The sequence below is a fragment of the Flavobacteriales bacterium genome (assembly GCA_013214975.1).
In the GTDB taxonomy this organism is placed as follows: domain Bacteria; phylum Bacteroidota; class Bacteroidia; order DT-38; family DT-38; genus DT-38.
The window spans coordinates 1-3,112 of the sequence record JABSPR010000401.1 but is presented as its reverse complement, the minus strand read 5'-3'; the positions used below and the strand labels follow the sequence as shown (position 1 = coordinate 3,112).

The 3,112-nt window shown below is 36.2% G+C and carries 3 protein-coding genes; all 3 read left to right on the top strand.

Features of this window, described 5'->3' with window-relative positions; genetic code table 11:
* The first annotated feature begins 14 nt into the window (after positions 1-14).
* Positions 15-1,076, top strand: coding sequence for a chorismate synthase (gene aroC, locus HRT72_12585; GenBank protein NQY68542.1), 1,062 nt, complete (start codon positions 15-17; stop codon positions 1,074-1,076).
* 5 nt (positions 1,077-1,081) lie between these two features.
* Positions 1,082-2,491 carry a dicarboxylate/amino acid:cation symporter gene (locus tag HRT72_12580; GenBank protein NQY68541.1) on the top strand — a complete coding sequence of 470 codons (1,410 nt, stop codon included), beginning with the start codon at positions 1,082-1,084 and terminating at the stop codon, positions 2,489-2,491.
* 1 nt (position 2,492) lies between these two features.
* A partial coding sequence (locus tag HRT72_12575) for an AsmA family protein (protein NQY68540.1) occupies positions 2,493-3,112 on the top strand: 620 nt, incomplete at its 3' end.

Sequence of the window (3,112 nt, the reverse complement as noted above, 5' to 3'; positions counted from 1 at the left end):
TGGCAGGCAATTCAATAGGTGAGGTATTTAAACTAAGTACGTTCGGCGAATCTCATGGTAAAGCTCTTGGAGGTGTTATCGATGGTTGTCCGTGTGGAGTGGAAATCGATATGGATTTTATTCGTTCTGAGATGGATAGAAGGAAACCGGGTCAATCTAAAATTACTACCCAAAGAAAAGAAGCGGATGATTTTGAGATCTTATCTGGTGTGTTTGAAGAAAAAACAACTGGTACTGCATTAGGCTTTACGATTGCAAATCAAGATCAGAAGTCAAAAGATTACGATCATATTAAGGGTAAATTCAGACCAAGTCATGCTGATTATACCTACCAAGCGAAATATGGTAATAGAGATTATAGAGGTGGAGGGAGACAATCTGCAAGAGAAACCGCTTCTCGTGTTTTTGCAGGGGCCATTGCCAAAACGTTTTTAAAACAAGAGCAAATTGAAATAATAGCTTACGTATCTGCTGTTGGAGATATTAAATTGAATAAGAGTTATTCCGAACTCGATTTATCTAAAACGGAAGAGAATATTGTTCGTTGTCCTGATCCTGTGATAGCGGAAAAAATGATTTCAAAAATCGATGGAATTAGGAAAGATGGGAATACGATAGGCGGTATTGTTACTTGTGTTATTAAGAATGTTTCGGTTGGATTAGGAGAACCTGTTTTCGATAAACTACATGCTGATCTTGGCAAAGCAATGCTTAGTATCAACGCGGCCAAAGGGTTTGAAATTGGTTCTGGTTTTGAAGGAACTTTATTAAGAGGTTCTGAGCATAACGACGAGTATTATATGGATGGAGATCGTGTTGCAACACGAACTAATCTATCAGGAGGTGTGCAAGGTGGTATCTCTAATGGAGAAGATATCTATTTTAATGTTGCCTTTAAGCCGATTGCTACAATTATGACTGATCAGAAATCGGTTGATGTAGACGGTAATGAAGTTATTGTTTCAGGGAAAGGACGTCACGATCCGTGTGTTCTTCCACGTGCAGTACCAATCGTAGAGGCTATGTCTGCCTTGATTATCTCAGATCATTTGCTTAGAAATCGCTCTTATCAATAATAAACATGAAAAAACTCGCTTTACATTGGCAAGTTATTATTGGTTTATTATTAGGTACAGCTTTCGCATATTTTTCAATCATTCAAGGACCGGCCTGGCAAAGTTTCACGGTTAATTACATTAAGCCATTTGGTGATATTTTTATTAATATCCTGAAAATGATAGCTGTACCCTTGGTTTTGTTCTCTGTTATTTTAGGAATAGTATCTCTGAAAGATGTTACGAAACTGGGTCGTATTGGAATCAAAACATTGGGTTTGTATCTAATAACAACAATGCTTTCCGTTAGCTTGGGTTTAATTGTAGTAAATGTAATTAAGCCAGGTGAGCATGTTGATGGTCGGATTCGTCTTGAGAATAGAATCAGCTATGAGATCTGGCGAGATTCAGAAGGAATAAAGAAATTAGACGATATATGTTTGTCATGCTTGCCAGAAAACAAGGAAGTGGTAGAACTAGTGCTAAAAAACAGAGGTGGTAAGTTGAATTCGTGGTCTGAAGATAAATTAGCTAAAGCCAAAAAGAATAAGAATTCGGGGCCACTGCAACCTTTAGTTGATGCAGTACCTAGTAATATTTTCAAGGCACTAACAGAAATGTCTATGTTGCAGATAATATTCTTTGCCATATTTTTTGGAATCGTTGCTGTTAAACTTCCTGAAAGTAAAAGAGAACCTCTGCTTGAATTAATTGATTCACTCAACGAAGTATTTATTGGGATGATAATGTTTGTAATGAAAGGAATGCCATTTTTTGTTTTTGCTCTGATGGCAGGGAAGTTGGTTGAAGCAGCAGGGTCAGATCCTGATAAGTTTACGGCGTTGCTAGATTACTTATGGAAGTATGGCGTGGTAGTTGTGTTGGGGCTGCTAATTATGATTTTTATTGTTTATCCGTTAATCGTTAAGTTACTTGCGAAAATAAGTCCTCGTACATTTTTGGGGAATATTTCGGATGCTCAAATTACCGCATTTTCGACTAGTTCATCAGTTGCAACACTCCCCGTTACTATGGATAACATCACAAATAAAATGGGGGTCCCTAAATCTATTTCAAGTTTTGTTTTGCCAATTGGTGCAACAGTAAATATGGATGGTACAAGTTTATATCAAGCTATTGCAGTTATTTCCTTAGCTCAATTTCATATGATAGATCTGGAAATTTCTCAACAATTGGTAATTATCATTACTGCAACACTTGCTTCAATTGGTGCAGCAGCAATACCTAGCGCTGGTTTGGTGCTAATGATTTTAGTGTTAGAATCTGTTGGCTTAAATCCTGCATGGATAGCAATAATTTTTCCTATAGATCGTATCTTAGACATGTGTAGAACGGTGGTAAATGTTACCGGTGATGCTACAGTTTCAACCATTATAGCAGTTTCGGAAGGAGAGTTAAACTCAAATAAAAATTAAAATGAAAAAAGTAATCATTGGCGTAGTCGCCTTTTTTGTGTTAATACTAGTTGCACTTGTTGTTTTTCCAATTGTATTTAAAGACGACATCATTGCGATGGTGAAGGAAGAAACCAATAAAAATATTAATGCGGTTGTTGATTTTGGTGATTTTGATTTGAGTATGATTTCAACATTTCCTCATTTTCATTTTGAAATTCATGATGTAAGTATAGTAGGGATTGATGAATTTGAAGGTGTTACATTACTTGAAATGGGGACCTTTGAGACGACTTTGGACATTAATAGTGTTCTTGAAGGGGAACAGTATAAGATTAAATCTTTTGAAATAATTGACTTAGTTGCCAATGCAATAGTATTGAAAGATGGTACGGCAAACTGGGACATAATGATTGCCTCTGATGAGGAGGAAACGGAAGTTGAAGAAACTACCGAGGAAACTAAATTTAAGTTAGGCTTGGATTATTATGCAATAGAGAATGCAAATATTGTATATGACGATAAGCCAGGTAATATGTATGTGGAAATAAAGAACTTCAATCATGAAGGTGAAGGTGATTTTACGGAGGATATTTTTCTTTTGGAAACTACTACGTACATTGAGTCGATGACTTACAAAAT

What these genes read in the sequence shown, in the direction of transcription:
- HRT72_12580 (NQY68541.1), top strand. Translation starts at nt 1,082, where the DNA reads ATGAAAAAACTCGCTTTACATTGGCAAGTTATTATTGGTTTATTATTA.